Origin of the sequence: Bradyrhizobium sp. AZCC 2289 (genome assembly GCF_036924615.1) — a bacterium.
GTDB lineage: Bacteria > Pseudomonadota > Alphaproteobacteria > Rhizobiales > Xanthobacteraceae > Bradyrhizobium.
The window spans coordinates 5428280-5454793 of sequence record NZ_JAZHRY010000001.1 but is presented as its reverse complement, the minus strand read 5'-3'; the positions used below and the strand labels follow the sequence as shown (position 1 = coordinate 5454793).

The 26514-nt window shown below is 63.4% G+C and carries 27 protein-coding genes; 16 read left to right on the top strand and 11 right to left on the bottom strand.

From position 1 onward, the window contains the following. Window positions 1–320 precede the first annotated feature (320 nt). Window positions 321–1247: a class I SAM-dependent DNA methyltransferase gene (locus tag V1289_RS25815; protein WP_334407683.1), complete on the bottom strand. Its 927-nt coding sequence runs from the start codon at window positions 1245–1247 to the stop codon at window positions 321–323. 186 nt (window positions 1248–1433) lie between these two features. Between V1289_RS25815 and V1289_RS25810 the strand changes: the two genes are divergently transcribed. From V1289_RS25810 to V1289_RS25785, 6 genes are all read left to right on the top strand, one after another. Next, a complete protein-coding gene (locus V1289_RS25810; protein WP_334399922.1) occupies window positions 1434–2471 on the top strand; it encodes a ligase-associated DNA damage response exonuclease in 1038 nt (345 codons plus the stop codon). Beyond that, entirely contained in the window at window positions 2468–4306 is a 1839-nt protein-coding gene (locus V1289_RS25805) for a cisplatin damage response ATP-dependent DNA ligase (RefSeq protein WP_334399921.1), read from the top strand. Before V1289_RS25810 ends, V1289_RS25805 begins: the two co-directional genes overlap by 4 nt. 101 nt (window positions 4307–4407) lie before the next feature. After that, complete coding sequence (locus V1289_RS25800; RefSeq protein ID WP_334399920.1) at window positions 4408–4710, top strand: DUF6460 domain-containing protein; 303 nt, start codon at window positions 4408–4410, stop codon at window positions 4708–4710. 27 nt (window positions 4711–4737) lie between these two features. After that, window positions 4738–5472, top strand: coding sequence for an MBL fold metallo-hydrolase (locus tag V1289_RS25795; RefSeq protein WP_334399919.1), 735 nt, complete (start codon window positions 4738–4740; stop codon window positions 5470–5472). A gap of 1 nt (window position 5473) precedes the next feature. Then, complete coding sequence (locus V1289_RS25790; protein WP_334399917.1) at window positions 5474–6799, top strand: MATE family efflux transporter; 1326 nt, start codon at window positions 5474–5476, stop codon at window positions 6797–6799. A gap of 352 nt (window positions 6800–7151) precedes the next feature. Then, window positions 7152–8387, top strand: coding sequence for an IS4 family transposase (locus V1289_RS25785; RefSeq protein WP_334399915.1), 1236 nt, complete (start codon window positions 7152–7154; stop codon window positions 8385–8387). Window positions 8388–8437: 50 nt separating this feature from the next. On the opposite strand, the gene V1289_RS25780 is transcribed toward V1289_RS25785, so the two are convergent. Beyond that, on the bottom strand, window positions 8438–9535 hold the full coding sequence (locus V1289_RS25780; protein ID WP_334399914.1) for a quinone-dependent dihydroorotate dehydrogenase: 1098 nt from the start codon (window positions 9533–9535) through the stop codon (window positions 8438–8440). After that, window positions 9532–9876: a DUF952 domain-containing protein gene (locus V1289_RS25775; RefSeq protein WP_334399913.1), complete on the bottom strand. Its 345-nt coding sequence runs from the start codon at window positions 9874–9876 to the stop codon at window positions 9532–9534. The genes V1289_RS25780 and V1289_RS25775 overlap by 4 nt, the downstream gene beginning before the upstream one ends. A gap of 186 nt (window positions 9877–10062) precedes the next feature. On the opposite strand from V1289_RS25775, the gene V1289_RS25770 reads away from it, so the two are divergent. Then, window positions 10063–10716 carry a S24 family peptidase gene (locus V1289_RS25770; RefSeq protein WP_334399911.1) on the top strand — a complete coding sequence of 218 codons (654 nt, stop codon included), beginning with the start codon at window positions 10063–10065 and terminating at the stop codon, window positions 10714–10716. Between the two features lie 11 nt (window positions 10717–10727). Continuing rightward, window positions 10728–11228, top strand: coding sequence for a mismatch-specific DNA-glycosylase (locus tag V1289_RS25765; RefSeq protein ID WP_334399909.1), 501 nt, complete (start codon window positions 10728–10730; stop codon window positions 11226–11228). Between the two features lie 134 nt (window positions 11229–11362). On the opposite strand, the gene V1289_RS25760 is transcribed toward V1289_RS25765, so the two are convergent. From V1289_RS25760 to V1289_RS25735, 6 genes are all read right to left on the bottom strand, one after another. Beyond that, window positions 11363–12145, bottom strand: a complete 783-nt coding sequence (locus V1289_RS25760; RefSeq protein WP_334399907.1) for a class II aldolase/adducin family protein — start codon at window positions 12143–12145, stop codon at window positions 11363–11365. Between the two features lie 271 nt (window positions 12146–12416). Then, window positions 12417–14057, bottom strand: coding sequence for a lysine--tRNA ligase (locus V1289_RS25755; RefSeq protein WP_334399905.1), 1641 nt, complete (start codon window positions 14055–14057; stop codon window positions 12417–12419). Between the two features lie 175 nt (window positions 14058–14232). After that, window positions 14233–15150: a transporter substrate-binding domain-containing protein gene (locus V1289_RS25750; RefSeq protein ID WP_334399903.1), complete on the bottom strand. Its 918-nt coding sequence runs from the start codon at window positions 15148–15150 to the stop codon at window positions 14233–14235. 94 nt (window positions 15151–15244) lie between these two features. Further along, on the bottom strand, window positions 15245–15835 hold the full coding sequence (locus V1289_RS25745; protein WP_334399902.1) for an SCO family protein: 591 nt from the start codon (window positions 15833–15835) through the stop codon (window positions 15245–15247). 23 nt (window positions 15836–15858) lie between these two features. Next, window positions 15859–16053, bottom strand: a complete 195-nt coding sequence (locus V1289_RS25740) for a hypothetical protein (RefSeq protein ID WP_334399900.1) — start codon at window positions 16051–16053, stop codon at window positions 15859–15861. Between the two features lie 133 nt (window positions 16054–16186). Beyond that, entirely contained in the window at window positions 16187–16660 is a 474-nt protein-coding gene (locus tag V1289_RS25735; protein ID WP_334399898.1) for a hypothetical protein, read from the bottom strand. Window positions 16661–16945: 285 nt separating this feature from the next. Here V1289_RS25735 and V1289_RS25730 point away from each other — a divergent pair, with 285 nt between their 5' ends. After that, a complete protein-coding gene (locus V1289_RS25730; protein WP_334399897.1) occupies window positions 16946–18604 on the top strand; it encodes an FAD-binding dehydrogenase in 1659 nt (552 codons plus the stop codon). Between the two features lie 120 nt (window positions 18605–18724). Beyond that, window positions 18725–19405: a hypothetical protein gene (locus V1289_RS25725; protein WP_334399896.1), complete on the top strand. Its 681-nt coding sequence runs from the start codon at window positions 18725–18727 to the stop codon at window positions 19403–19405. A gap of 181 nt (window positions 19406–19586) precedes the next feature. Here V1289_RS25725 and V1289_RS25720 read toward each other — a convergent pair whose 3' ends face one another. Beyond that, a complete protein-coding gene (locus tag V1289_RS25720; RefSeq protein WP_334399895.1) occupies window positions 19587–19817 on the bottom strand; it encodes a winged helix-turn-helix transcriptional regulator in 231 nt (76 codons plus the stop codon). A gap of 105 nt (window positions 19818–19922) precedes the next feature. On the opposite strand from V1289_RS25720, the gene V1289_RS25715 reads away from it, so the two are divergent. Next, window positions 19923–21365, top strand: a complete 1443-nt coding sequence (locus V1289_RS25715) for a CDGSH iron-sulfur domain-containing protein (protein ID WP_334399894.1) — start codon at window positions 19923–19925, stop codon at window positions 21363–21365. Between the two features lie 39 nt (window positions 21366–21404). Here the strand turns inward: V1289_RS25715 and V1289_RS25710 are convergent, their stop codons facing one another. Then, window positions 21405–22469 carry an aromatic ring-hydroxylating dioxygenase subunit alpha gene (locus V1289_RS25710; RefSeq protein WP_334399892.1) on the bottom strand — a complete coding sequence of 355 codons (1065 nt, stop codon included), beginning with the start codon at window positions 22467–22469 and terminating at the stop codon, window positions 21405–21407. A 120-nt stretch (window positions 22470–22589) separates the two neighbouring features. On the opposite strand from V1289_RS25710, the gene V1289_RS25705 reads away from it, so the two are divergent. From V1289_RS25705 to V1289_RS25685, 5 genes are all read left to right on the top strand, one after another. Continuing rightward, complete coding sequence (locus V1289_RS25705) at window positions 22590–23498, top strand: LysR family transcriptional regulator (protein ID WP_334399890.1); 909 nt, start codon at window positions 22590–22592, stop codon at window positions 23496–23498. Window positions 23499–23569: 71 nt separating this feature from the next. Beyond that, a complete protein-coding gene (locus tag V1289_RS25700) occupies window positions 23570–24493 on the top strand; it encodes an alpha/beta hydrolase family esterase (RefSeq protein WP_442896074.1) in 924 nt (307 codons plus the stop codon). A 189-nt stretch (window positions 24494–24682) separates the two neighbouring features. Then, a complete protein-coding gene (locus V1289_RS25695) occupies window positions 24683–25033 on the top strand; it encodes a RidA family protein (protein WP_334399888.1) in 351 nt (116 codons plus the stop codon). Between the two features lie 172 nt (window positions 25034–25205). Beyond that, window positions 25206–25895 (top strand): RNA polymerase sigma factor, encoded by a 690-nt coding sequence (locus V1289_RS25690; protein ID WP_334399886.1) that lies wholly within the window; start codon window positions 25206–25208, stop codon window positions 25893–25895. Between the two features lie 94 nt (window positions 25896–25989). Further along, on the top strand, window positions 25990–26511 hold the full coding sequence (locus tag V1289_RS25685) for a DUF4142 domain-containing protein (RefSeq protein ID WP_334399884.1): 522 nt from the start codon (window positions 25990–25992) through the stop codon (window positions 26509–26511). Window positions 26512–26514 lie beyond the last annotated feature (3 nt).

The window sequence follows — 26514 nt, the reverse complement described above, 5'->3', positions numbered from 1 at the left end:
AGCAACTCGAATCTGATTTGCGCGCCTCTGGGAACCCCCTTACTGTTCCGATTCACATCAACCGAAAACCGCTCTAGCGCCATTTCCGCGAGGCGGAAATCGCAGCGTGTAGACTCAAGTTTTGGCAGCGACTCTTCCCCTCTCCCTTGTGGGAGAGGGTGGCGCCTCACGCAGTGAGGCGACGTGTGAGGGGTCTGTCTCCGCGGATAGAGACCCCTCATCCGGCGCTATAGCCGATGCAAAGCATCGGCGTTCTAAGAGACGGCGGCCGGAAGGCCGCCTATGCCACCTTCTCCCACAAGGGGAGAAGGAAAAAGAAATCAGGTTTTCGCCGCGACCACGACCAGGCCCGGCACCGGAAAATTGTCCTCGTTGCGGGCGGAACGGTCTTCAAGCCGGGACAATTTCAGTCCAGCCGCCTCCACCGACGCGCGCACATAGTCCGCGCTGTGCGCGTAGCGCAGCCCCGGGCCGACGATGACGCCCTCGCCGTCATGGGTTTCGGCCGTGAACGCGAGTACGCCGCCGGACACCAGCACGCGTCTCGCCTCCGCCAGCACAGGCAGGAGATCGGCGACATAGACCATCGCGTCGGCGGCGAGAATGAGTTCGGCGCTCGTCTCGGGCTTGCTGCGCAGTCCCTCCAGCATGTCGTCGACCTCAAGCTCGGCATAGAGCCCCGTCAGGCGCGCCTTTTCGATCATGCGCGGCGACAGGTCGATGCCGATGAAGCGATCGACATTGCTGGCGAAGGCAGCAGCGGCCAGCCCGGTGCCGCAGCCGAGATCGATCGCGCGCTTGAAGAAGGCTGGCTTCCTGGCGACGGCACGAACCCACAGCACTCCCTTGAACAGAATTGCCGGGCCGCGATAGCCGAGGTCGTCCACCAGGGCGGTTTCGAACCGCGGCGCATATTGATCGAACAGCGTCTGCACATAGGCCGGCGGCATGCCGGACACTTGTTCGGCGCCGAGCCGCATCAGCCGCAGGCTGGCACCATGGCGGTCGCCGCGGTCGGCGGCATGGGCGTTGCGGAACGCCGCGATCGCAGCATCCTGCTCGCCGAGCTGCTCGCGGATGTCGCCGAGCGTGAACCAGGCGGAGACAAAATCCGGCGCCAGTTCGGTGGCCTGCAGCAGCAGATCGGCGGCGGCGACGAGATCGCCCTTCAATTGCAGATCGCGCGCGAATTCAAAGCGGCGGTCGGCCATCAGATCGCCGGAGGACAGGAACACGCGGGCGGGCATTTCAGGGACCACACTTGTCATTGTTCGTCATTGCCGGGCACAGTAGTCTGCCTTGCGTAGACTACGTAAACTTGTCTGCGCCCCCGGCAATCCATCAATCAAAGGATTCTTCCGAAAGATGGATGCGCGGGTCAAGCCCGCGCATGACGGCTAAAAATTGGGGCCAAGCCGGCCTATATATCCAAAATGCGCCCGCAAGACATCCTGATGCCCGTTGCCGCCGGCCTGTGCTGCAAGCCCGGCGGCTTTCATATCGATCCGGTGCGGCCGGTCGAGCGGGCGGTGATCACCCACGGCCATTCCGACCACGCCCGCCCCGGCCATGGCGCGGTGCTGGCCACCCAAGAGACGCTCGACATGATGCGGCTGCGCTATGGCGACGATTTTGCGCGCAGCACACAGGCCGTTGCCTATGGCGAGGAGATCCGGCTCGGCGACGTCAGAATCAAATTCCATCCCGCCGGCCACGTGCTGGGCTCGGCGCAGATCGCGGTCACCTGCAAGGACACCTGCATCGTCGCGTCCGGCGACTACAAGGATGCGCCCGACCCGACCTGCGCGTCGTTCGAGGTGGTGCCGTGCGACGTCTTCATCACCGAAGCCACTTTTGGGTTGCCGGTGTTTCGCCACGGCAACGCCGCCGACGAGGTCAAAAAACTGCTGGCGTCGGTGGCGCTGTTTCCGGAGCGCGCCCATCTGGTCGGCGCCTATTCGCTCGGCAAGGCGCAGCGCGTGATCGCGCTGTTGCGCGAGGCCGGCTACGACGCACCGGTCTATCTGCATGGCGCGATGGAGAAGATCACGCGCTACTACGAAAGCCGCGGCATCGCCCTCGGCAATCTCCGCGCCGTGAAGGGCATCAAGAAGGCCGATCTCGCCGGCACCATCACGCTGGCGCCGCCGTCGGCGACGTCCGACATCTGGACGCGGCGATTTCCCGATCCCGTGACCGCGTTTGCATCCGGCTGGATGCGGGTGCGCGCCCGCGCCCGCCAGCGCGGCGTCGAACTCCCCTTGGTGATTTCCGACCACGCGGATTGGGACGGGCTCACCGCGACGATCGCGGCAACCGGCGCCGGCGAGGTCTGGGTCACCCATGGCCAGGAAGACGCGCTGGTGCATTGGTGCCAGACAAACGGCCTTGCCGCGCGGCCGCTCGATCTGGTCGGCTATGGCGACGAGGATGAAAGCGAAGCGGTGTCGGCGGACGAGGCCGAGGCATGAACCGCTTTGCCGAACTTTTGGATCGCCTCGCCTACGAGCCCGGCCGCAACAACAAGCTGCGGCTGATCACCAACTATTTTCGCGAAACCGCCGATCCCGATCGCGGCTACGCGCTGGCGGCGCTGACCGGCGCGCTGTCGTTCAAACATGCAAAACCCGGCCTGATCCGCGATTTGATCACCGACCGCACCGACCCCGTGCTGTTCGGATTGTCCTACGACTATGTCGGCGACCTCTCGGAGACGGTGGCGCTGATGTGGCCGAAGGCCCAGCCACGGGCGCAGTCTGCCCCCTCTCCCGCTTGCGGGGGAGGCATAGGCGGCCTACGGCCGCCGTCCTCGAGAACGCCGATGCGAAGCATCGGCTATGGGTGGGGGTCTGGCCGCTTGCTCGACGGAGAGAAAGAGCCCCCACCCGGATCGCTTCGCGATCCGACCTCCCCCGCAAGCGGGAGAGGTGAAGCGCACCGCGCCCACAACAATCCCCCGCCGCCGACGCTGACCGAGGTCGTCACCACGCTGCGCACCCTCGGCAAGACCGAACTGCCAAAGCAGCTGGCGCGCTGGCTCGACGAACTCGACGAGACCGGGCGCTGGGCGCTGTTAAAACTCGTCACCGGCGCGATGCGGATCGGGATTTCGGCGCGTCTGGCAAAAACCGCGGCCGCCGCCCTTGGAGACAAGGATCCGCACGACGTCGAGCTGATGTGGCCGGGCCTTTCGCCACCCTATCACGAGCTGTTCGCGTGGCTGGAGGGCCGCGCAGAAAAGCCCGTCAATCGCGATCCGACGCCGTTCCGCCCGGTGATGCTGGCGCATGCGATCGAGGATGCGGATTTCGCCAATCTCGACGCATCGGATTTCGTCGCGGAATGGAAATGGGACGGCATCCGCGTCCAGGCGGTGAGCGGCCGCGACGAGCGCGGCCATATGCAGGCGCGGCTGTATTCGCGCACCGGCGAGGACATCACCAAAAGCTTTCCGGACCTGCTGCCGTCGCTGCATCTGCCCGGCGCCATCGATGGCGAATTGCTGGTGCTGCGCGAGGCGCGCGTGCAGACGTTCAATGTGCTGCAGCAGCGCCTCAACCGCAAAGTCGTTTCGCCAAAACTGTTGAAGGAATTTCCGATCCATCTGCGCGCCTATGATCTGCTCGGCGACGACGAAAACGATCTGCGCGAACTGCCGTTCGTCGAACGCCGAACGCGGCTGGAAGCGTTCGTCAAAAAACTCGACGACCCGCGCATCGACCTGTCGCCGACGATTCCCTTCGAAAGCTGGGAGGCGCTGACCGCGGCGCGCGCCGATCCCGCCAGCGCCGGCGCGGGCGAGGATGCCGAGGCGGTCGAGGGCGTGATGCTGAAGCGGCGCGACGCGGCCTATCTGCCGGGACGGCCCAAAGGACAGTGGTGGAAGTGGAAGCGCGATCCGCACATCATCGATGCCGTCTTGATGTATGCGCAGCGCGGCCACGGCAAGCGCTCGTCCTATTATTCGGACTACACGTTTGGCGTCTGGACCAAAGGCGACGGCGGCGACGAACTGGTGCCGGTCGGAAAAGCCTATTTCGGCTTCACCGACGAAGAACTGCTGCAGATCGACCGTTTCGTCCGCCGCAACACCACCGAGAAATTCGGCCCCGTCCGCCATGTCGTGCATGAACCGGATCAGGGGCTGGTGCTGGAAGTTGCCTTCGAGGGGCTACAGCGCTCGCCGCGGCACAAATCCGGGGTCGCGATGCGGTTTCCGCGCATCAGCCGGCTGCGCTGGGACAAGCCGCCGCGCGAGGCCGACCGGCTGGAGACGCTGGAACGGATGTTGAAGACTGTCCAATAATTAAGGTTCCAAGGCCGGACGGCAGCCATTGCCCCGCGCAAGCAGGTTCCCCATGTGCCCTGCGGTGACCTATAATGCGGGCACCACCGCAGGAGAGACCGATGCCCAACGACGTCAGAGACTTGCCGGCCAGCAATGACGGCCTGTACCGCTTTCTCGGCGGTTCGCCGCTGGCGGTGGCGTTCCGGCTGATCCTGCTGTCGATCCTGGTCGGCGTGGTGCTCGCCGCCATCGGCTTCGATCCCTGGAACATCATTCACAGCATCCGGATGCTGTTCCAGCGGCTGTGGGACCTCGGCTTCGACGCCGTGAATTGGCTGTGGCGCTACTTCCTGCTCGGCGCCGTGATCGTGATCCCGATCTGGCTGCTGTCGCGGCTGTTCGGCACGCCGCGCGGCCGGTAAACCTCCCCTCGAAAACGGGTGCAGCCGATGCAATTGCGATTTGTCGGCTGCGGCGACGCGCTTGGCTCCGGCGGCAGGTCCAACACCTGCTTCCATGTCACCGGCAAAAGCGTCAATTTCCTGATCGACTGCGGCGCGTCCTCGCTGCCGGCGTTGAAGCGGCTTGAGATCGCACGCGACGACATCGACCTGATCCTGATCACGCATTTCCACGGCGACCATTTTGCCGGGCTGCCGTTTTTCCTGCTCGACGCCCAGTTCACGCGCCGCACCCGCCCGCTGGTCATTGCAGGTCCCAAAGGCATCGAGACGCGGCTTGCGCAACTGATGGAAGCGCTGTTCGAGCATTCCTCAAAAACCAAACAACGCTTCGATCTCTCGGTCGTCGCGCTCACCCCTGAGGAAACCCGCAGCTTCGGCGCCGTAGAAGTCACGCCGTATGCGGTGGTGCATGGCGAATCCGGCGGGCCGTTTTTGGCCTACCGGATCGAGGCCGAAGGGCGCGTGGTCGCCTACAGCGCCGATACCGAATGGACGGAGACGCTGATCCCGGCGGCGCGCGATGCCGACCTGTTCATTGCGGAAGCCTATTATTACGACAAGATCGTCAAGAACCATCTCAGCCTGAAAACGCTGGAAGCGCATCTGCCCGAGATCAACGCCAAACGGCTGATCCTCACCCATATGAGCGACGACATGCTCGGGCGGCTGGATGAGCTGCCCTACACCGCGGCCGAAGACGGCATGGTGGTCATATTCTGACATGTACGCGCCAAATCCTGCTTCGAAAGTAACGACCAGGCAGGTGTTCGCCATCGCAGGCCCGGCGATGATCGCGAACCTGACCACGCCGCTGATCGGCATCGTCTCGACCACGGCGATCGGGCGGCTCGGCGACGCCACGCTGCTCGGCGGCGTCGCGATGGCGTCGGTGCTGTTCGACTGCCTGTTCTGGCTGTTCGCGTTCCTGCGCATGAGCACGGTCGCGTTCACCGCGCAATCGCTCGGCGCCGGCGAGACGACGGAATGGCGCGCGATCCTGGTGCGCGGGCTCATCGTCGCGGCGCTGATCGGCACGGCGCTGATCGCCCTGCAGATCCCGCTCGCCGCCGCGCTGCTCACCGCCATGGGCGGCAGCGAGGGCGTGACCCGCGCCGCCAAAACCTATTTCACGATCCGGATCTGGTCGGCGCCGCTGGTGCTCGCCAACTACGTCGTGCTCGGCTGGCTGATCGGGCAGGCGCGCGCCACGCTGGCGCTGACGACGCAGATCACGATCAACGTCACCAATGCGGTCGCGACCGCGCTGCTGGTGCTGGTGTTCGACGCCGGCATCGCCGGCGCCGCCATCGCCGCCGTAATTGCGGAGGCCACCGGGCTGCTGCTCGGTATCGTGATCGCGGCCCGCCTTACGCAGCGAAAGCTCGGCATCTCGCGCGCGACACTGTTCGACCGCGCAAAACTGCTGCGCATGCTGTCGGTCAACGGCGACATCATGGTCCGCACCGCGGCGCTGATCGCGGTATGGCTGTTCTTCGCCGCGCAAGGCGCGCGCGCCGGCGACATTCCGCTGGCCGCCAATTCGGTGCTGAACAATTTCCTGCTGATCAGCGCCTTCTTCCTCGACGGCCTTGCCAACGCCGCCGAACAGCTGTGCGGCCGCGCCTATGGCGCCCGCGACCGGGACGGATTTTCTGGCGCGGTAAAACTGGTCGTGATCTGGGGATTTGGCTTTGCGCTCGCGGTGGCCGCGACATTCGCGTTTGCCGGGCCTGCGCTGATCGACTTCATGACCGCGAACCCCGAGGTCCGGCGTCTTTCACGCGACTATCTGCCATTCGTGATCTTCGCGCCAATGCTCGGCGTGTTCGCGTTCGCCTATGACGGCGTCTATATCGGCGCGACCTGGGCCCGCGACATGCGCAATCTGATGCTGCTGTCGCTGGCAATCTTTCTCGCTGCATGGCTGGCGCTGCGATCGTTCGGCAATGCCGGCCTGTGGGGCGCGCTGCTGGTGCACTACGCCGCCCGCGGCGGCCTGGAAGCGCTGCGCTATCCGGCGCTGTTGAAGAAGTCGTTCAAAGTATAATAAAGCGGAGCGGCCCACTTCTCCCTCGCCCCGCTCTTGCGGGGAGAGGGGCGGGGTGAGGGGCTGCCTCAACGAACACCGAATGCGCTGAGAGTCCCCCTCACCCGAATTGCTTCGCAATTCGACCTCTCCCCGCAAGCGGCTGTCATATGCACACATTTCGGTTGCCGAGATTTTTGGGGGCTGATTCCGTTGAGGATCGTTGATTCGCAGCGGAGATAGCGGCCATGGAATTTGGGCTGGGACGGTTTGGCGACCGCCGCCTAGAAAAAGGGGGGCGGCGTTCCACGCGGCCCTCGTCGAGCGACCGGGTTGTCGTATCCGACGGCTTGCGGGACGTCGATCGCAGGAGATGCGGTTCAGGCGGTTCCTTCACAACCCGGCAGTGACTGCCGACGAAATGGTGTGCCATGCGTGTCACGGCACCGCAGCGCGAGTGGCGGGCCGTGAGATCGTTGTGGCTCAGGATACCAGCGAACTGGCGTTGGGAGGTCGGCGCGCCCGAGCGAGCGGGTATGGACCTGTCGGAAAAGGCGGCGCGCTGGGCGGACTGCTGTTGCATGCTGCGATAGCGCTGGAGATTGGAACCGGCGCGCTACTCGGGCTGGTGGATGCCACGATTTGGAATCGGGACACTGGTGCAGTCACACCGCGGCGCTCTCGTGCGACGGAAGATAAGGAATCGCAGCGCTGGCTCGATACAACGACGTGTGCCAGCGAGGTACTGGCAGCGGCGAACAGCATTACCGTGCTGTCGGATCGGGAAAGCGACTTCTACGAGCATTTTGCGCGTCGTCCGACCAACACACATTTGATCGTCCGAGCCTGCCAAAACCGGAAAATCAAGGACGCCGAGGAGGCCGACGCGCTGCTGTTCACGTTCATCGACGACCTGCCGGAAGCGGATCGGTACAGCGTGAAAATCCCTGCTGCACCGGGTCGCAAAGCGCGGGCGGCGGAACTGGCGTTGCGCTTCTCGTCCGTCAAATTGTGCAAGCCGCTACATGGAGCCGCACCCGATCTGCCGGCAAGCGTTACCCTGACATTGGTCGACGTTCGCGAGGTCTCGCCGCTTGAAGACGGTGAGCCGGTTCATTGGCGGCTTCTCACCACGCACACCGTCACGAACACGGCCGAGGCGCGCAGAATTGTAGACCTCTACCGGATGCGGTGGAGCATCGAAGAGTTCTTCCGAACCCTCAAGACGGCAGGATTCGATATCGAGAAAGCCGACATTGGCGATCCACAGGTCATGATCAAGTTCGTCGCAGCCGCAACCGTCGCGACAGTTACCGTCATGCAATTGGTCAAGGCTCGTGAAGGGACGACCGACCGGCAACTGGCCGATGCCTTCGAACCGGACGATCAACCCATTCTGGAGGCTCTGTCGGCTAAACTCGAAGGGCAGACTGCCCGCCAGAAAAACCCGCACCCCAAAGGTTCCCTCGCCTTCGCTGCCTGGGTCATCGCCAGGCTCGGCGGATGGGACGGCTATTACGGAAAGCCCGGACCCAAAACCATGCGCTGGGGGTTGGACGACTTCCAGCGCATCAAGTTCGGCACCACTCTGAGGCTTCAAGATGTGTGAATCGAACAGCCGCAAGCGGGGCGAGGTGAAAGCCACGCGCACCATTTCGACTACTGAACCGGCCAGTCCTCGGCCGTGATGGTCGCGGCGTCGGCGCCGACGATTTCCGACAGCGAGTCGCGGCCGGTGCGCAATAGCGTCGAGGCGAGATCGTTCTTGATGTCTTCGACGAGGCCAAGGCCCTTGTAGATCAGCGACGAATAAAGCTGGATCAGGCTGGCGCCGGCGCGGATTTTGGTCAGCGCGGCGCCGCCGGAATCGATGCCGCCGACCCCGATCAGGGGGAACGCACCCTCGGCGCGGACATAGGTCTCCGCCACCATCCGGGTCGACAGCCGGAACAGCGGCCGTCCGGACAGGCCGCCTTGCTCTCGCGCGCGATTGGTTTCGCGCAGGGTGGAGGGGCGCGCCAGCGTGGTATTGGCCACGATCATGCCGTCGACACGGCGCGAGCGTGCGATGTGCACGACGTCATCGAGTTCGGCGAGACTGAGATCCGGCGCGATCTTGAGCAGCACCGGCGAATCGCCGGCATTGGTGCGGACGCGCTCGCGGGCATCGATCACCTTGGCCAGGAGCTCGTCGAGCTGGGCCGCTTGCTGCAGATTGCGCAGGCCCGGCGTGTTCGGCGAGGAGACGTTGACGGTGAAATAGCTCGCCACCGGCGCAAAGGTCTCGATCAGCTTGACGTAATCGGCGACGCGGTCCGGCGAATCCTTGTTGGCCCCGACATTGACGCCGACGATGCCGCCGTGATGCGCGCGCGCGGCAAGCCGCCGCAGCACGACTTCCGCGCCGTCATTGTTGAAGCCCATGCGGTTGATGACGGCTTCATCCCGCTCCAGCCGGAACAGCCGTGGCCGGGGATTGCCGACCTGCGGTTTGGGGGTCACCGAGCCGATCTCGACAAAGCCGAACCCGAGCCGCAGCAGCGCATCCGGCGCCTCGGCGCTCTTGTCGAAGCCCGCCGCCATGCCGATCGGGTTGGGAAAATTCAGCCCGAACGCCCGCACCGCGAGTTTCGAATCGTCTACCCGCTGCCGGATCGGCGGCAACAACCGCAGGCCCTGGATCGCCATGCGATGGGCGTCCTCCGGATCGAACCAGCGCAACAGCGGCAGCGAGAAGGCGTCGAAGGCGCGAATCACGGCACAAGCTCCGGGATCTCATGATAACCGTCGGATCGCGTGCGCAGGTCGAGGATGGCGGTGACCGCGCCAAGGTCGAGTTCGCCATAGAGGTGCGGGAACAACTCGTCATTGCGCGACGGTTCCCAGCGCAGCGCATCCCCCAGCGCGTCGGCATCGACCGCGATCAGGAACAGGCCGGTTTGCCCGAAGAAATGCTTCCGCGCGGTCTCCGCGACCTGCGAAGCTGTGGAAAAGTGAATAAAGCCGTCGCGCGCATCGTCGGCGCTGCCCCGGTACACGCCCTGCCGCTCGGCCTCGCGCCAGGCCGAGGCGGGGCTGATTTTGTAGATCGTGCGCACGGTTCCGGCGTTCCCTGCTTGTCGTTGAGTCTCTTGGGGTTTTCCCGAAAATCGCCGGGTGAGAAGCCGACCGTATCGGCGCCGGGCGCTCAACTCAAGCGCCGCTATGGCGTGTGGCGCGCGGAAGATTTGCGCAAACCGCCCGAATAAGGCAATAATTCCTAGATCAGCCCCAAGGGACTCCCGATGGCCAAACATTCCAAATCACAGCGCATCCTGACCCACCTCCAGGTCTGGACCGCGCTCGACCGGCTCGCCGAACGTGCCGGGTTCTCGCCCTCGGGCCTCGCCAAGCGCGCCGGCCTCGACCCCACCACGTTCAACAAATCCAAGCGCATTACGGGCGACGGTCGCGAGCGCTGGCCTTCGACCGAATCGGTCTCCAAGGCGCTCGCCGCCACCAATTCCTCGATCGAGACCTTCGTGCAGCTGATCGGCGACGGCGCGCGGGGTTCGCAATCGGTGCCGCTGCTCGGCTTCGCGCAAGCCGGCGCCGGCGGCCATTTCGACGACAGCGGCTTTCCGACCGGCAAAGGCTGGGACGAGGCGGCGCTGCCCTCGGCCAGCGACGAGCACGCCTATGCGCTGGAGATTTCAGGCGATTCGATGAAGCCCACCTATCGCGACGGCGACGTCATCGTGGTGTCGCCGGGCACGCCGATCCGCAGGGGCGACCGCGTGGTGGTGAAGACCACCGGCGGCGAGGTGATGGTCAAGGAGCTGAAACGCCGGACCGCAAAACTGCTCGAACTGCAGTCGGTCAACCCGGCGCATGCCGACCGCACGCTGGATGCCAATGAGGTCGAGTGGATCGCGCGCATCGTGTGGGTGAGCCAGTAGGACTTCCGCCGTTGCCGGACGTCCTCGGCGACCTCCTCGGTCAATCGCTTCGCGCCGTGCTGTGTGGAACGGCGGTGGGAACGGCATCCGCGCAGGCGGGCGCTTATTACGCGCATAAGCAAAACAAGTTCTGGCGGATCCTGCACGAGACCGGACTGACGCCGGAGCTGCTACAGCCGCACCAATACCGCGACCTGCTCCGTTACCGGATTGGTCTCACCGATTTCGTCAAAACCCATTCGGGAATGGATCATCAATTGCCGCTCCCCGAGCTCAGGGAGAGCGCGCGGGCTCGCCTGCGTGCGACGATCGCAGCATGCCGTCCGAGGTTGCTGGCGTTTACCAGCAAGGCCGCAGGGCAGAATTTTCTGGGTGGCAAGCGGGAATACGGCGAGCAGGTCGAATTGATCGCCGACACCCGAATTTGGATACTGCCGTCCACTTCAGGCGCTGCGAACGGAAGCTGGCGGCCGGAAATCTGGCACCAGTTTGCGGATCGGGTGAGATCGTAGTGATTCGTCATTGCCGGGCTTGACCCGGCAATCCATCAAAAATGAGAAGCTTTTTACGAAGCGAGATGGATGCGCGGGTCAAGCCCGCGCATGACGAGATGGGTTGGACGCCGATATCGAGCTGACGCGCCCCTCTACGTCGCGTAATCAGGTTCTTTCCGGTCCAGCATGCGCTTCAAGGCATCGAAATGCCGCTGCGACGGCGTCGGCCCCTTGTACAAATGATCGTCCCGGTAATCGCGCTGGGTCTTCTCGACCACGGGCGCCGGAAGCTTCTTCAGCGGCTGCCCGGTCCACATCGCGTAGATCTGAACTTGCGCGGCGCGCTCGACGTAATAGAGCCGGTCATAGGCGTCGGCGACGGTGCTGCCTACCGTGGAGATGCCGTGATTGGCCATGAACAGCACCGACTTGTCGCCGATGACTTTGGCAAGCCGCGCGCCTTCCGCCGGATCGAGCGCGGGCCCGGTATATTCGTCGTCATAGGCAATGGCGCCTGACAGTCCGACCTCGGTCTGGCCGATCTCCTTGATGCGCGGATCCTCGAGCCGCGTCAGCGCGCTCGCATAGGGCATGTGGGTGTGAAACACCGCTTTGGCCTGCGGCAGCGCCTTGTGGATCGGCGCGTGGATGCAATAGCAGGAGCGCTCGACCTCGCCCTCGCCGCGCTTGACCTCGCCATCGTCGATGCCGACTTCCATGAAGCAGGACGCCGTCACCTCCGACCAATGGGTCCCGAACGGGATCTGGTAGTAACGGTCGGTGCTGCCGGGCACCACGAAGGTCAGATGGTTGAAGATGCCTTCGGAAAAACCCTGGTTAAAGGCCAGCCGATGCGCCGCCGCGAGATCGACCCGCGCCTGCCACTGCTCGGCGCTGGAGTTATCGAGCGCTTTCGGCGAAACCCTGAACTGCATGAGCATCCTCCAATGGTGTCTGCCCCTCGACGGAGGCTTGGACCGCTTATGGAAGACATTGTAGCGCAATCCGGGCGGGCGATGGCTGAAATTGCTGCGGGCCTGCTATCTCGGTTTGCGGGCGCGGGCGCTCCTCCCTCCACCGTCGTCCCTGCGAAAGCAGGGACCCATACCGCGAGGTCTCTCCGTTTTTGCGATGTGGCAGACGACCTTCGCGACAGCTAGCGCCGGTGATTATGGGTCCCTGCTTTCGCAGGGACGACGAGAAAGGTTACCCCGACCTCGCCAGCGCCCCGTCGATCATCGCCACCGCATTCGCCACGCCATACACCGCGACGAACGAGCCAAACCGCGGGCCTTTTTCCTGGCCGAGCAGCACCTGGTAGAGCATGTTGAACCAGTCGAGCGAAACGCCGGGACGGCCATCCTTGCCCTTCTTCACGGCATCGAGGAACGGCTCGCGGCGGCCGATTTCGTAGACCACGTTCTGGATGTCCTCGGCGGTCGCGCCCGCCGGCATGTTCGACAGCGCATCGCGCAAATCCTGAAGTGCTGCGCGTTCGCCATCGGTCGGCTCGCGGAATTTTTTGGTCGGCGCGACGAAGTCGCGATAATAATTGATGGCGTAGCCGACCATCGCGTCGAGTTTTGGATGCGTCTGCGGCGTGACGCCGGGACGATAGCGGCCGATGAAGCCCCACAGCGTCGCGGCATTTTCCGCATTCGACGACGACACCAGCGTCAGCAACAGCTGGAAGGTGACGGGCATGTCGGCCTTGGGCGGATTTCCGGCGTGGATATGCCAGACCGGATTTTGCAGCTGCTGCCTGGCATCCTGCCGCGGAAAACCTTCGAGGAATTGCTGGTAGTCGTCGACATTGCGCGGGATGACGTCGAAATACAGTCGCTTGGCCGCCTTCGGCTCGCGATACATGAACAGCGACAGCGATTCCGGCGAGGCATAGCGCAGCCATTCGTCGATGGTGAGCCCGTTGCCCTTCGACTTCGAGATCTTCTGGCCCTTGTCGTCGAGGAACAGCTCGTAATTGAATCCCTCCGGCGGCCTGCCGCCGAGCGCCGCGCAGATCTTGCCCGACAGTTTTACCGAATCGATCAGATCCTTGCCGGCCATTTCATAGTCGACGCCGAGCGCGAACCAGCGCATCGCCCAGTCCGGCTTCCATTGCAGCTTGCAGTGCCCGCCGGTAACCGGAAGCGTGACCCGCTCGTTTGTTTCGGGATCGTCGTAGGAGACGGTTCCGGCCTTCACGTCGTGTTCTGATATCGGCACATACAGCACCATGCCGGTGCGCGGGCAGATCGGGAGGAACGGCGAATAGCTCGCGGCGCGTTCCTCGCGCAGGCTCGGCAGCATCACCGCCATCACCGCGTCGAACCGCTCCAGCATGCGCAGCAGCGCCGCGTCGAACTTGCCCGAGGTGTAGTAGTCGGTCGAACTCGCGAACTCGTAGTCGAATTCAAACGTGTCGAGAAACGCGCGCAGCCGCGCATTGTTGTGCGCGCCGAAACTCTCGTGGGTGCCGAACGGATCGGGCACGCGCGTCAGCGGCCGACCGAGATGCTTTTCCAGAAGCTCCTTGTTCGGGACATTGTCCGGCACCTTGCGCAGGCCGTCCATGTCGTCGGAGAACGCCAGCAGCCGGGTCTTGATCTTGTCTTCGGTCAGCACGCGGAAGGCATGGCGAACCATGGTGGTGCGCGCGACCTCGCCGAAGGTGCCGATATGCGGCAGGCCCGACGGTCCGTAGCCGGTCTCGAACAGCACCTCGTCCTTCGGGCTCTTTTTCAGCCGCGCGACAATCGCTTTCGCCTGTTCGAACGGCCAGGCGTTGGATTGTTCGGCGAGCGAACGCAGATCGCTCGGGCTGGCGGCAAGGTCGATGGTGGACATCCAGGGAGTCTCCAAGGCCGCGGAAACTAGCGCTTCCGCGTCAAAATGCAAAATGACGGCGGGTCACCGTCATTCCGGGATGGTGCGTTAGCACCAGACCTCAGGTGCGCAATTGCGCACCGGGGAATCTCGAGATTCCGGGTTCGATGCTTCGCATCGCCCCGGAATGACTTCGTCAAAACGGGCTGACGGAAAAATAGCGCAGCCATAGATCGGTATAGCGGCCTTTTTCCCAAAGCCGGAACAGCGCCCAGTTCAGCGACTGCCGCAACAGATCGTTGCCCTTGCGGACGGCGATGCCGATGCCCTCGCCGAAAAAGCGGCTCTCGACGAACGGCCCGCCCGAGAACGCGCAGCATTCGCCTGAATCGGTGCCGTTGATCCAGAACGCCAGCGAGATCGCATCGCCGAAGATGAAATCGACCTCGCTCCGGCGCAGCGCCAGCCGCAGCGCGTCGTCATTGGTGTAGGAGCGGATCTCGGCGTCGGTGAACATCGCCTTCAGATAGGCCTCGTGCGAGGAGCCGGCGATGACGCCGACTTTCTTGCCTTCGAGATATTCGGGGCGGACCTCCGGCATCACGGCGTCGCGCCGCGACACGAAGCGCGCCGGCGCGCGGTAATAGGGATCGGTGAAATCGACCTTGGCGCGCAATTGCGGCGTCACCGCCAGGGAGGCGATGATGGCGTCGCCGCGGTTGCTGGTGATGGCGTCGATCAGGGTTTCGAACCGGCGCATCTGGATGGTGCAGGTGACCTTGATCTCGTCGCACAGCGCGCGCGCCAGATCGACATTGAAGCCAGCCGGGTTGCCGTCGGGGCCGGTGAAATTGAACGGCGGGTAATCGGTCTCGGTCAGGAACCGGATCACGGTCAGGCGCGACAGGTCGGGCCGGTCCGGACGCCGCCGCGGGTCCCAGAAGCCAGGCACGGCCTGCGGGGCTGCCTCGACCCCGGGCTTTGCCGGGGTTTGGGCCTGCGCCGCGCCGGCCGATGCAACGATCGCCAGCGCAGCCGCGATCAACCACCCGGCCAAGGCGGCACGGACGGTATGAGGCAGGCTCACGCGGGATAACAAGGCGGTCTTTGGCATATCGGGCAAATTGTTACGGGATTGGAGGGCCTTATAGACCATCCGACACGCGATGCGAGGGCCGTTTGGGTTAATTTGGGCCGGTAAACTGGGGTTACAGATAACGCTTCAAATCGGTCGCGGCTTCCTCGGGCGTCCGTTTCAGGTTGAACGGCGAGACGAAGTGGCCGTCGCGATCCATCAAATAGATCAGCGCGGTATGGTCCATGGTGTAATCGCCGTCCTTGAGCGGGACCTTCTTGGAATAAACCCGGTACTCCGAGAGCACCTTCGCCACCGCCTCGGGATCGCCGGTCAGGCCCTTCAGATGCGGATCGAAGCTCGAGAGGTAATCCCTCATCGCGGCCGCGGTGTCGCGCTCGGGGTCCACCGAGACGAAATAGGCGTTGACCCGGTCGGCATCCTTGCCCATCGCCTTGAGCACTTCCGAAATCTCGAACAGCGAGGTCGGACAGATGTCGGGGCAATGGGTGAAGCCGAAAAAGATCAGCGTCGGCTTACCCTTGAGGTTCCGGTCGGTCACGACCTGGCCGGCCTGGTCGGTCAGTTGAAACGGACCGCCGATCGCTGCGGGCGCCGTGACGGTGCGCAGCCCGCCCATCGCCCACAGCATCAGCACCAGCCCAATCAGCAGGCTGCCGGCGAAGGCTGCAAAAATCACCAGCGGGCGGGTGGTCCGGTCCATCGTCAATTTCCCTTTGTTCCGGATCAGAAGCAGGCCGAGATGCCGGCGGCGATCATCTCAAAAAACACCGCGGTCCCGTAATGGAACCACAGCACGGCGGCACCGAGCAGGGCGACGGCGCCAAGGCCGGCGGCGCCCCAAACGATCGCCGAGGCCACCCTGCCCTGAGGCGGGGTTACCGCCATCATCCCGTGCTGGGTGGAAACCGGCTGAACCATAGCGTTCAGATAGAGCGAGTTCCGTATGCGGGCAAGCGCTGTGTCGGCGCAGCCGATCACGTCATGCGGAGCTAAATCGCTGATTTCGCACGAGGCCTTTCAGCGCGAGGACTTTATCCGCGCGAAGACTCTGTCAGCGGGAAGACTGGGGCCGGTTCGCGGACGCCTGGGCGTCGAGGTAGCAGGGCTTGTACAGCTGCTGCAATTGCTTGCCGCGCAGGAAGATCATGCGCGGGGTCAGGCCGCCGCGCTGGGCGATCCAGTGCCGAACCGCCGACGGATACATCGAATACAGCATCTGGGTCGCTTCGGCGTTGGTGACCGCGCGGCCATTGGCGCCGAAATCCCAGGCGGCATGGAAGCCGAGATTGGCGTGCGAGGTCACGCAGATCTTGTCATGGGGAACCGCGCCGAGGACGATGGTGCAGGCCGAGGCGCACAGGCCGTCGATGATGACCGCCTCGCCGGAAGAGCGCAGGCCCTGATATTTGTCGACGTAGGTGCCGATCCGGCCGCCGCGATCGTCCGCAATCCGGACCACCGCATGACTTGCCCCCACCCCCGCCAGCAACAAGACCGCCGCGAGCAACCCCGTCATCAACTTCATATCCAGCCCCAGTCCAAACCTGTCGAACCCGAATCTGATCGTCTCAGTGATGCAAGACTGCACCAGCGTGTTGCGAGACGGCTTTTTTGTCTAGGTGGAGGAGGCCGCTCAAAACAAATTCAAATTAAGTGTTGCGCCCGCGCTGCAGTTTGCGGCCGAAAGGTCCCAAACTGGAACAAGTTAACGATTCCCCTTGATGCGCACCCGCCACAGGCAAGCGCCATTTGGCGTTGACCGTGCGTGTCGACACGGTCTTGAATCAGAACGGGCTGGGGGAGGAACGCGATGGCTGATGATGCAGACGTAATCGTGGTCGGCGGCGGGCTGGCGGGGCTGGTTGCGGCCACCGAGATCGCCGACGCCGGCAAACGCGTCATCGTGGTCGACCAGGAAGGCGAACAGAGCCTCGGCGGCCAGGCCTTCTGGTCGTTCGGTGGATTGTTCCTGGTGGATTCGCCGGAGCAGCGCCGGCTCGGCATCAAGGACAGTTTTGAACTCGCGTTGCAGGACTGGATGGGCACCGCCGGTTTCGATCGCGTCGACGATCATTGGCCAAAGCGCTGGGCGGAAGCCTATGTGGCATTCGCCGCGGGCGAAAAACGCGACTGGCTACGCGCGATGGGCCATCGCATCTTTCCCGTGGTCGGCTGGGCCGAACGCGGCGGCTATGACGCGATGAGCCACGGCAATTCAGTGCCGCGGTTTCATGTCACCTGGGGCACCGGACCCGGGATCGTCGAGCCGTTCGAGCGCCGCGCGCGCGAAGCGCAGAAGGACGGCCAGCTGACCTTCAAATTCCGCCACCGCGTCGATGCGCTGTCGATCAGCAATGGCGCCGTCGATGGCGTCAGCGGTTCAATCCTTGAACCCTCGAATGTCGAGCGCGGCCAAAGCAGTTCGCGCAAAATCGTCGGCGACTTTACGCTGCGCGCGCCAGCCGTGATCGTCGCCTCGGGCGGCATCGGCGGCAATCACGACCTGGTCCGGCAGAACTGGCCGAAGCGGCTCGGCGAACCGCCGAAGCACATGATCTCCGGCGTGCCCGAACATGTCGATGGCCGGATGATCGGGATTACCGAGGCCGCCGGCGCGCGGCTGATCAACCGCGACCGGATGTGGCATTACGTCGAGGGCATCCGGAACTGGTCGCCGATCTGGCCGCGCCACGGCATCCGCATTTTGCCGGGACCCTCCTCGATGTGGTTCGACGCCACGGGCAAGCGGCTGCCGGCGCCGCTGTTTCCCGGCTCCGACACGCTCGGCCAACTGCACTACATCATGTCGACCGGCTACGATTATTCCTGGTTCGTGCTGACGCAGAGCATCATCAAGAAGGAGTTTGCGCTCTCCGGCTCCGAGCAAAACCCCGACCTCACCGGCAAAAGCTGGCGCATGACGATCAAGCGCGCCACCAACAAGGGCGCGCCGGCGCCAGTGGAAGCATTCAAGCAGCACGGCGCCGATTTCATCGTGCGCGACAATCTCGAAGATCTCGTGAGCGCGATGAACGCGCTCTCGGACGACAATCTGCTCAAGCCCGAGCACATCAAGGCGCAGATCGAAGCGCGCGACCGCGAGATGTCGAACCCTTACGTCAAGGACGCGCAGGTGATGAACATCCACAACGCGCGCCGCTATATCGGCGACAGGCTGATCCGTACCGCAAAACCGCATCGGATTCTCGATCCCGAACAGGGGCCGCTAATCGCGGTGAAGCTCAACATCCTCACCCGCAAGACACTGGGCGGCTTCGAGACCGATCTTGACTCGCGCGTGTTCGGCAATGACGGCCAGATCATCAGGGGATTATACGCCGCCGGCGAAGCCGCCGGTTTCGGCGGCGGCGGCGTGCACGGCTATCGTTCGCTGGAAGGGACGTTTTTGGGCGGGTGTCTGTTTTCGGGGCGGAATGCGGGGCGCGCGGCGGCGAAGGCGGTGGGGTGATCGAAGCGGCTGCGTGCTTCGCCGCTGGTCGCGGCCGTAGTCCTCGGGGCGCGAATCACGATATCGACGGGGCTGAAGCAATTTGGTCATTATCCATGATGTTTCCGTGAGAGGAGTGGCATGTCAGGAACGGCGAATTTCAAATTAAAATTTATGGGTTGGGTAGGTTGTATCTGCCTGATCCCTGGAATCGCATTTGCGGGTCTCACAACCGCGCAACGCAAGTCACAGTTCGAGCGAGCGCTTGGCCTGGTCATCTCCGCGGTTACTCCCGACATGCCGGTCGATGAACGCGATCGCCTCATTGAGGCATACATGAATGGCAAGTCGAACAAGGGGCTAGCCGTTCAAGACGTCTACCGCGGATATATTGTTTCGGTCCTTCACGAAGATCAGGAAGCTGTCGGCGACCGAGCGCTCGAGGCTTGTCAAATGCGCTTCGCAAAGCCATGCGCGCTTGTCGCGATAAACGACGAGATCGCAACGGATGGGCAGCTTGAATACAAGGATATGCCACGCCTCCACTACGCCGGCGACTTCGACCTCTCTCAAATTCCGACCATCAGACTCGACACTCGAAATCGCGCCGATCTTCAGCGGTATTTCCGGGCGAGCGAACCAAAGGCAATCGCAATACACCCCTGGGGTGAGCTTTTCATCTCATGGGGCACCGCAGATGCGCAACAAACGGTTCTGAACAAATGCAACAACTTCGGCCGTGACAAACAGAATGGCCCTTGCTTCCTGTACGCCATCAACACGAAAGTGGTTCTTCCCGAACGCATAACGCGACCGAAGTAAATTCGCGTGAGGGCAGCGAGATCGGTCGCGCCAGCCGGAAGGCGAACGCCGTGGGCTAGAAAGCCGCCTCGTTGGCTTCGGCGTCAAGAAAACGGACGCCGAACGATTCCGCGTTATCCTGGCCCCAATCGTAAAGCGCCTGCAGCATCGGCTTCAGCATTTCACCGCCTCTGGTCAGGCACTACCGCGACGCGGCCCCGGAGCGCTCCTGCTTCACGAAGCCCGCCTCACAGAGATCACGCAGCCGTTCCGTGAGTATCTTGTCACTCAGTGAGCGGATGTCCTGGCGCAGTTCGCCGTAACGCATCGGGCGCACCTTAAGCCGGCTCAGGATCACGGTTTTCCATTTTCCGCTCAGTAGATCGATCGAAAATTCAACGGGACAGCCAAATTTCCTTTTGGTCTTTCGCATGGTCCGCGCTCCCTTTCCACTTTCCTCTGGTTCGTTGAGGGCTGCCGTCGATGCATTTACGCACGTTTTGAGATGTTCAGAGAACAACAGGTAACATGCCAAAACATGACATACGAAAGTTCGATCCAGGGGGAACGCGAGACCGCTGCGGGAGCCGCGCGGATCGTCGTCACCCGCGACGGCCCTTATCTGCCCGATGGTTCCATTCCTGTGGTCGACCACCTCGGTGTTCCCATCGTCGCTGAGGCGCCGGTTCGGCTGTGCCGCTGCGGACAGTCGCAAACAAAGCCGTTTTGCGACGACAGCCACGTCAGACTCGGATTCGCGGGCAACAAGGATCCAAGGCGCGTCCCCGACAAGCTCGACGTCTATGCCGGCCAGCAGGCCTATCTGTTCGATAACCGCGGGACGTGCGCGCATTCCGGTTTCTGTACCGACCGCCTCAACTCGGTATTCCATCTCGGACAGGAGCCTTTTGTTTCACCCAGCGGCGCAAGGCTCGACGATCTCGTCAATGCGGTCCGAAAATGTCCGTCAGGCGCGCTCGGCATCGGCATCGGATCCTCGCGTGACGCCGGCCTGTCGGACACCCATCGCGCGCCGCAGATCGAGGTGTCCAGGGATGGCCCCTATCGCGTCACGGGAAACATCCAACTGGCCGATGAAGACGGCGTCATCATTCCGCAAAATGCGAGTGCTTCCCCGGAGCATTTCAGCCTGTGCCGATGCGGATCCTCGCTCAACAAGCCGTTCTGCAGCGGGATGCACTGGAGTGTCGAATTTCACGATCCGGTACCCGATCCCCTGCACGAACCCACGCTGTTCGAATGGGCGGGCGGCTATCCCGCGCTGCTGGATATGACCCGGATTTTCTACAGCCATTACGTTCCGGGAGATCCGCTGCTGGGGCCGCTGTTTGCCGAGATGTCGCCGGATCATCCCGAACGCGTCGCCGCCTGGCTCAGCGAGGTGTTCGGAGGGCCGCGCTTCTATTCGGAACGATATGGCGGTTATCAACGGATGGTATCGCCGCATATCGGCAAACAGATCACGCCGGAACAACGCGCGCGTTGGGCAACCAATATGCTGCAAAGCGCCGAGGACGCCGGGCTCCCGTCCGACGCGGAATTCCGTGCCGCCTTTGTCGCCTATGTCGAGTGGGGATCGCGGATCGCCATGGAAAATTCGGGCGCGGGCGCTACTCCTCCACCGAACATGCCGGTGCCGAAATGGTGGTGGGTCTGCAACGCGACCCCGGGTTCACGGCCCACCGCAAAGGCCGGCGATCGACCGGTTGCGGTCAACGCCGGGCCTAGATTACCGGGGACGGATGAAGCCGTTCGCTTCGACGATCACATTCGCCCGCTGTTTCGTCCGATGGACCGCAACTCGATGCTGTTTGCGTTTGACCTGTGGAAGGAAGCCGACGTTGCCGCGCACCGCGAACAAATACTGGCACGGCTTCGCGCCGGCACCATGCCCTGCGACGGTGCATGGCCCGGCGAGAAGATCGCGCTGTTCACGCGCTGGGCTGCCGACAAGCGGTGAGCGGGGCGAGGCCCGCCCACCAGCTTCAGAACTATCAGCTCACGCCGCCTTCGCCGCGCTCTTTTCCGCCTCGATCCGCCGCGCCAGCACCCAGCGGAAATAGGTCAGCGCCGCATCCGCGCCGATGGCCAGCAGCTGGTAGTTCGGATCGGCGTCGAACACCGTCTGCTGCGCCTCGATGATCGCCTTGTCCTCGTTGAACGCCTCTTCGAGGCTGTTGCGCAGCGACAGCGAGATGTTCGAATTGTCGATCTCGAAATCGTGCAGATAGTTCCAGAAGAAATGCGTCGAGCTTCGCGTCTCCGGCGTCATGAACTGGGCGTTGCGGTACTGCCGCGTGCCCGGCACCAGAACGCCCTTCTCCGCGCCCTGCCCTGCCGGCGCAAACATCGTATCGAGCAGGAAGATGCCGGGAACGATCATGCGGCCGATATTGCGGCGGTCGATCTTGTCGGCCCGGTTCGAGATCACCTTCTGATGATAGGGCGGCGGTTCGGCGCCCATGTGCCAGCGCTCGACGCGAAAACCGTCGTCCAGTTTTTCGATCGCAACCGGTTTGGTCTTGTAGGCGTATTCCTCGGAGCCGCCGAGCGTGTGGGTGTGCACGAAGGCGAGATGTGCAAAATCGCTGAGGTTATCGACGATCAACAGCCAGTTGGCCTTGTAGTGCATATAGCCCGGCAGCCCGCGCCATTTGGCATCCGCAAGCGGCGGATAATCCACGATCAAATTGGGATCGGCCTTTTCGGCTTCGCCCATCCAGATCCAGATCAAATTGTAGCGCTCGACCACCGGGTAGCTGCGCACGCCGAGCTTTGGCGGAATCATGTCCTGGCCGGGGATCTGGATGCACTTGCCGCCCGGCTCGAACTTCATGCCGTGGTACATGCAGCGGATATCGTCGCCTTCGATCCGGCCCATCGACAGCGGTGCGGCGCGATGGCAGCAGCGGTCGTCGAGCGCCACGACCTTGCCGCTTGCGCCGCGATAGATCACGACCGGGCGCTCCAGAATCGTGCGGGCCAGCTTCGTGCCGTCGATCAATTCGTGATTCCAGGCCGCGACGTACCAGGAATTACGAAGAAAGATTCCGTCATCGGTCATGACACCCCTCCCTGTTTTTTGGAAATGCTCTTCTATTGCCACCTCTTCTATGTCATCGGGGATGGCGCCGGAATCCGGATTTCCTGGACACACTGTACCGGCCCATGGACAATCGACCCGATGGATTGGCGGGATTGGGAGCTGTTTTGCGAGGTTGTGCAGCATGGCGGCTTTAGCGCCGCCGCACGCGTGCTCGGTCATCCCAAGTCGAGCCTGAGTGTTGCAGTGCAGCGGCTGGAAAGCAATCTCGGGCTCCGGCTGATCGAGCGCACCACCCGTCATTTGCGCCTGACCGACGCCGGCCAGACGATCTATCAGCGGGTGCGGCCGCTGTTCATTGCGCTGCACGATACCCATGGTGAGGCGCTGGCGATGAGCAGCGCCATCGCCGGCACGCTGCGCATCAAGGCGCCTTACGAATTCGGCGCGCACCATGCCGGCCCCGTCGCCTGCGAATTGATGGGCCGTTACCCGGATCTGGTGATCCGGATCGATGTCGAGCACGAATTCGTCAGCCCGGTCGCCGAGAATTACGACATCGTGTTCGCGATGCTTGAGGCCCCGCTGCCCTCGACGGGCATTGTGATCCGACGGGTTTCTTCGCTGGAACGCGGACTGTTCGCGGCCCCGACGCTGCTGGAAAGGCTCGACGAGCCCCGCACCCTGGAAGACCTCGCCAAATTTCCTCTGCTCATCGGTCCGAGCGACACGCCCTGGGCGCTCACGACGCCGGCAGGCGTGAGTGAGCAGCTCGCGGTTTCGAACGCGCGGCTGGTCAGTTCGAATGCCGACATAAGGTTGCAGGCGGCGCTGGCCGGGCACGGGGTGTTGCGGGTGACCGCGAGTTATACGAAGGCTGCGGTTGCAGCGGGATTGCTGCGGCGGCTGCTGCCGGATCACGTGTGCGAGCCGCTCAACGTGCATGCGCTGCTGCCGGCGCGCCAGTTCGTTCCGGCCAAAGTGCGATGTTTCCTCGATGCGCTGGAGGCCCAGGAACGCGGCGGCGCGGCGGCGCAGATCGAGGCGTAGCCACGGCGCGCGGTTGATCCGGTTCAGGCGTCGTGATGCAATGGAACCATCGGCTGACGGAGCCCGCTCGAATGGAAATGCATCAGATTCGCTGCTTCCTCGCGGTCCTCGCGATCGCGCTCGGCGCTAGCGCTGCTTCTGCCGAGACGCTCCTGATCGGCGGTGTGACGCGCACGTTCATCACCCAATTCCCCGACACCAGGCCGGCGCCGCTGGTGATCGTGCTCCATGGCAATACCCAGACCGGCGCCGACGTCATGACCCGAACCTCGTGGCCGGAGGTCGCCAAACGCGAGCGTTTTGGCGTGATCTTTCCCGACGGCCTCAATCGCGCCTGGGCCGATCTGCGGCCCGACGGCAAGCGCGCCGGCCGCTTAGCGCCGAAAGGTACCGACGACACAGCCTTCATCGTCGCCCTGATCGCGAAATATGTCGCTGACGGCACCGCGGACCCGAAGCGGATTTACGTCACCGGCCTCTCCAACGGCGGCGCGATGACCATGACGCTCGCTTGCGCGCGCGCCGATCTGTTCGCGGCGGCCGCCAGCGTCATCATGAATCTCACCGACGAATCGGCCAGCGCCTGCCGCCCGTCGCGCCCGGTGCCGATGCTGATCATGAACGGAACGATCGATCCCCTGATTCCGTATCAGGGCGGCAAGGGCGCCAGCCGCTTCGCGGTGGAAGGATTTTGGTCGGCCGAAAAGACGCTGGCGTTCTGGCGCCGCGTCAATGGCTGCGAGGCGCAGGATGCCGCCGCGACCGATCTCGACGACCGCGATCAATCGGACCAGAGCACGGTGACGCTGATCTCGTCGCACTGCCCGCCGGGGCGCGATGCCGTGCTCTATCGCGTCAATGGCGGCGGCCACCGCATGCCCAGCCACTTGCCGGATGCGCGCTTTCCAGGCATCGCGACCGCGTTCTTCGGGCCGCAAAACCACGACATCGACGGCGCCGAGACGATCTGGGCGTTTTTCAAAAAATTTCCCTAATGCATGGGTGATCCCGGCATGCGTCATGGCGAACGCCGTGGCCGATAGCGCGCCAACGCGCTAGATCATGATCCGATCAAAATCGGATCATGATCTAGTTTTTTGTTTGCGCATGATCTTTTCGGAAAACCGGTTTCCACTTTTCCGGATCATGCGCTAAGTAGCGGCCACACACATCAGGAGAGCAGTATGACCATCCAGCGTTTCGAACCCGGCCCGCGCATGAGCCAGGTCGTCGTCCACGGCAACACCGTCTATCTCGCGGGGGTCGTGGCCCACAAGGCGGCCGGCGAAAGCGTGACCAAGCAGACGCAGGAGGTGCTCTCGATCATCGACAGCCATCTCGCCAAGGCCGGAAGCGACAAATCGAAGCTGCTGACGGCCACGATCTATCTCACCGACATGAAAAACTTCGCCGAGATGAACGCGGTGTGGGACGGCTGGGTATCGGCCGGAAACGCGCCGGCGCGCGCCACCGTCGAAGCCAAGCTGGCCGCGCCGCAATATGGCGTTGAAATCATGGTGGTCGCGGCGAAGTGACGCAAGCGGGCGCACAGGGTTAGGTCCAGTATCGACAACAGGGGCCCAGGCGCGCCGGCGTCCGGGCCCTTTGCGGCGATAGTCACAATATTTTGGAATTTTCCCGGGAACCTGTCCGGCCCGGCCGCATCTAATGCCTCGATAACGATTTATTGGATCGAGCCAAACCATCATGCGCCAGACCCAGGCCCCACGCGTAGTTCCGAGCGGCCCCATCGACGCCGAACTCGTCCGGCGCGCGCTGTCGCGTGACGAGGCCGCGGTTCGCGCGATCATGCAGACCAACAATCGCCGGCTTTTCCGGCTCGCCCGCGGCATCCTGCGCAACGACAGCGAAGCCGAGGACGTGGTCCAGGAAACCTATGTCCGGGCATTCACGCATCTGGACCAGTTCCGCGCCGACTCCAGCCTTTCCACCTGGCTTTCCCGCATCGCCATGAACGAGGCGCTCGGGCGGCTGCGCCGGCAGCGGCCGGGCGTGGAGTGGAGCTCGCTGCCGCAAGGCGTGCTCGAAGCGCAAATCATCCAGTTCCCCTTGTCGGCCGCCGACAATCCGGAAAAATCCATGGCCCAGCGTGAAATCCAGCATGTCGTCGAGCATGCGATCGACGAACTGCCCGAGGCGTTTCGTCTCGTCTTCATCACCCGCGTGATCGAGGGCATGAATGTCGAGGAAACCGCCGAGATTCTCGGGCTGAAGCCGCAAACCGTGAAGACGCGGCTGCATCGCGCCCGCAACATGCTGCGCGACAAAGTCGAGAAGAAAATCGGCCCCGTGGTGATGGAGGCGTTTCCGTTTGCCGGCAGGCGCTGCGAGCGGCTGACCGACGCGGTGCTGAAGCGGCTGGGCTTCACCGAATAATTTTTTCGGGAACCTCTGCGCATCAGCGCCATCCAACTCCTGTGCAACCAACCAAGCGCCGGCCGTTTCCGGCAGGCCACAGGAGTGTCAAATCATGTTCGTTCGTTTGAGCGCGGCTATCGCCGCATTAAGCCTTTTGGGCAGCGCTGCCCTGGCCGAGGGCGCCAAGCCCACCGATCCGCAGATCGCGCATATCGCCTACACCGCAGGCGTCATCGATATCGCCGCCGCCAAGCAGGCGATCTCGAAAGCCGGCAACAAGGACGTCAAGGCGTTCGCCGAAGACATGGTGCGCGACCATGAAGCCGTGAACAAGCAGGCGCTGGACCTCGTCAAGAAGCTCAAGGTGACGCCGGAGGACAACGACACCAGCAAGGCGCTGTCGAAGCAGGCCGCCGACAAGCTTGCCGAGCTCGGCAAGTTGAAGGGCGCCGACTACGACAAGGCCTATGTCGCCAACGAAGTCGCCTACCACAAGACGGTCAACACTGCGCTGGAGACGCAGTTGATTCCGTCGGCCAGCAATCCCGAGCTGAAGAGCCTGCTGCAGACCGGCCTGAAGATCTTTCAGGGCCACGAGCAACATGCCGAACACGTCGCCGCCGAACTGAAGTAGGAG

Coding starts and splice junctions, on each gene's coding strand:
- V1289_RS25750 (WP_334399903.1), bottom strand. CDS start 15,150: ATGCCAAAGACCGCCTTGTTATCCCGCGTGAGCCTGCCTCATACCGTC.
- V1289_RS25740 (WP_334399900.1), bottom strand. CDS start 16,053: ATGGTTCAGCCGGTTTCCACCCAGCACGGGATGATGGCGGTAACCCCG.
- V1289_RS25710 (WP_334399892.1), bottom strand. CDS start 22,469: ATGACCGATGACGGAATCTTTCTTCGTAATTCCTGGTACGTCGCGGCC.
- V1289_RS25745 (WP_334399902.1), bottom strand. CDS start 15,835: ATGGACCGGACCACCCGCCCGCTGGTGATTTTTGCAGCCTTCGCCGGC.
- V1289_RS25770 (WP_334399911.1), top strand. CDS start 10,063: ATGGCCAAACATTCCAAATCACAGCGCATCCTGACCCACCTCCAGGTC.
- V1289_RS25805 (WP_334399921.1), top strand. CDS start 2,468: ATGAACCGCTTTGCCGAACTTTTGGATCGCCTCGCCTACGAGCCCGGC.
- V1289_RS25795 (WP_334399919.1), top strand. CDS start 4,738: ATGCAATTGCGATTTGTCGGCTGCGGCGACGCGCTTGGCTCCGGCGGC.
- V1289_RS25760 (WP_334399907.1), bottom strand. CDS start 12,145: ATGCAGTTCAGGGTTTCGCCGAAAGCGCTCGATAACTCCAGCGCCGAG.
- V1289_RS25810 (WP_334399922.1), top strand. CDS start 1,434: ATGCGCCCGCAAGACATCCTGATGCCCGTTGCCGCCGGCCTGTGCTGC.
- V1289_RS25690 (WP_334399886.1), top strand. CDS start 25,206: ATGCGCCAGACCCAGGCCCCACGCGTAGTTCCGAGCGGCCCCATCGAC.
- V1289_RS25800 (WP_334399920.1), top strand. CDS start 4,408: ATGCCCAACGACGTCAGAGACTTGCCGGCCAGCAATGACGGCCTGTAC.
- V1289_RS25785 (WP_334399915.1), top strand. CDS start 7,152: ATGCGGTTCAGGCGGTTCCTTCACAACCCGGCAGTGACTGCCGACGAA.
- V1289_RS25720 (WP_334399895.1), bottom strand. CDS start 19,817: ATGCGAAAGACCAAAAGGAAATTTGGCTGTCCCGTTGAATTTTCGATC.
- V1289_RS25695 (WP_334399888.1), top strand. CDS start 24,683: ATGACCATCCAGCGTTTCGAACCCGGCCCGCGCATGAGCCAGGTCGTC.
- V1289_RS25815 (WP_334407683.1), bottom strand. CDS start 1,247: ATGCCCGCCCGCGTGTTCCTGTCCTCCGGCGATCTGATGGCCGACCGC.
- V1289_RS25730 (WP_334399897.1), top strand. CDS start 16,946: ATGGCTGATGATGCAGACGTAATCGTGGTCGGCGGCGGGCTGGCGGGG.
- V1289_RS25700 (WP_442896074.1), top strand. CDS start 23,570: ATGGAAATGCATCAGATTCGCTGCTTCCTCGCGGTCCTCGCGATCGCG.
- V1289_RS25790 (WP_334399917.1), top strand. CDS start 5,474: ATGTACGCGCCAAATCCTGCTTCGAAAGTAACGACCAGGCAGGTGTTC.
- V1289_RS25685 (WP_334399884.1), top strand. CDS start 25,990: ATGTTCGTTCGTTTGAGCGCGGCTATCGCCGCATTAAGCCTTTTGGGC.
- V1289_RS25755 (WP_334399905.1), bottom strand. CDS start 14,057: ATGTCCACCATCGACCTTGCCGCCAGCCCGAGCGATCTGCGTTCGCTC.
- V1289_RS25725 (WP_334399896.1), top strand. CDS start 18,725: ATGTCAGGAACGGCGAATTTCAAATTAAAATTTATGGGTTGGGTAGGT.
- V1289_RS25715 (WP_334399894.1), top strand. CDS start 19,923: ATGACATACGAAAGTTCGATCCAGGGGGAACGCGAGACCGCTGCGGGA.
- V1289_RS25705 (WP_334399890.1), top strand. CDS start 22,590: ATGGATTGGCGGGATTGGGAGCTGTTTTGCGAGGTTGTGCAGCATGGC.
- V1289_RS25735 (WP_334399898.1), bottom strand. CDS start 16,660: ATGAAGTTGATGACGGGGTTGCTCGCGGCGGTCTTGTTGCTGGCGGGG.